At 67.4% G+C, this 1,336-nt stretch carries 2 protein-coding genes; both read left to right on the top strand.

The features are described 5' to 3' along the window. The first annotated feature begins 54 nt into the window (after window positions 1-54). Window positions 55-354, top strand: coding sequence for a transposase (locus tag ADL15_RS14465; RefSeq protein WP_067689862.1), 300 nt, complete (start codon window positions 55-57; stop codon window positions 352-354). Window positions 355-356: 2 nt separating this feature from the next. After that, on the top strand, window positions 357-1,238 hold the full coding sequence (locus tag ADL15_RS14460; protein WP_198170778.1) for an IS3 family transposase: 882 nt from the start codon (window positions 357-359) through the stop codon (window positions 1,236-1,238). Window positions 1,239-1,336: the final 98 nt, after the last annotated feature.

The following is a 1,336-nucleotide window of genomic DNA, read 5'->3' as shown; positions in this document are numbered from 1 at the left end:
CTGAGCTTCCCCTCGTAACGTGGAGACATCGCCTTAAAGGATTGGTGATCGGCGATGGCGGAGACACGACGAAGGTTTGATCAGGACTTCAAGGATGGTGCGGTGCGGCTGGTCCGGGAGACCGGTAAGCCGATCGCGCAGGTGGCCCGGGATCTGGGGATCAACGACGGGACGCTGGCGAGCTGGGTGAACGCTGATCGGCGGCGCCGGGAGGACGGTGCCGGTGACGGCCTGGGTGAGGACGGGCGGGTCGAGTTGGCCCGGTTGCGCCGGGAGAACGCCGAGTTGCGGATGCGGTGTGATGTGCTCAAGCGCAGTCTGGCCCTCTGGGTCGAGGACTCGATGGGCCGGTAGCCGTGGCCGGGTTCATCGCCGCTCAGAGGGCAGAGCACGGTATCCCGTATGCGGTCTCGTGCCGGGCACTCGGGGTGTCGCCGGCCTGGTTGTATAAATGGCTGCCTGGTGACACGTCGCTGCGCCGGGCCCGCCGGCAGGCGCTGACCGCCCTGGTCGTCACGTTGTTCGCCCGGCACAAGGGTCGTTATGGTTCGCCGCGGATCACCGATGATCTGCAGGCGATGGGTTGGCGGGTCAGCGTGAACACGGTCGCGTCGATCATGGCCGGGCAGGACCTGGTCGCCCGGCCGAAACGCCGCCGCCGGAACCTGACCCAGCCGGACGGGTCCGCGCGTAAGGCACCGGACCTGCTCAACCGGGACTTCACGCCACCGGCCGTGCCGAACGTGGCGTGGGTCGGTGACCTCACCGAGATCCCCTGTGACCAGGGGCCGTTCTATCTGGCGACCGTTGTGGACCTGCATTCGCGCCGGGCGGTCGGGTTCGCGATGGGCGCGCACCATGATGCCGCTCTGGCGACGGCCGCGTTGCAAGTCGCGATCGTGGTCCGTGGTGGTGACGTGGCCGGGGTGATCTTCCATTCTGATCAGGGCGGCGAGTACACCGGCAGTCTGTTCCGGGCGGCTTGTGCTCGGGCGAAGGTGCGTCAGTCGATGGGCCGCACCGGTTCGGCGCTGGACAACGCGGTCGCTGAGTCGTTCAACTCGACCCTGCAGTTCGAGCTCCTCGCCCGGGCCGGGCGTTACGCCACCCGGGTCCAGGCCCGGGCCGAGGTCGCCGCGTTCATCGACGAATACAACAACCAGCGGCGGCACTCGACCGCGGGCCGGCTACCACCAGCGGTCTACGAGGCACGGGTCCGCGCCGAACGCGCGGCCTGAAGATCGGGAGATGGAGGCGGCTACGCCGCCACTGACTACACCTACCAAGATCTAAAAACCTCAAGATCAAAGCCTCTACGGTTCCAGGGGATTGACAG

The organism is Actinoplanes awajinensis subsp. mycoplanecinus (genome assembly GCF_001509495.1).
Classification (GTDB): Bacteria; Actinomycetota; Actinomycetes; order Mycobacteriales; family Micromonosporaceae; genus Actinoplanes; species Actinoplanes palleronii.
The sequence above is the reverse complement of the archived record's forward strand: the minus strand, read 5'-3'. Positions and strand labels throughout refer to the sequence as shown.

What these genes read in the sequence shown, in the direction of transcription:
- ADL15_RS14465 (WP_067689862.1), top strand. Translation starts at nt 55, where the DNA reads ATGGCGGAGACACGACGAAGGTTTGATCAGGACTTCAAGGATGGTGCG.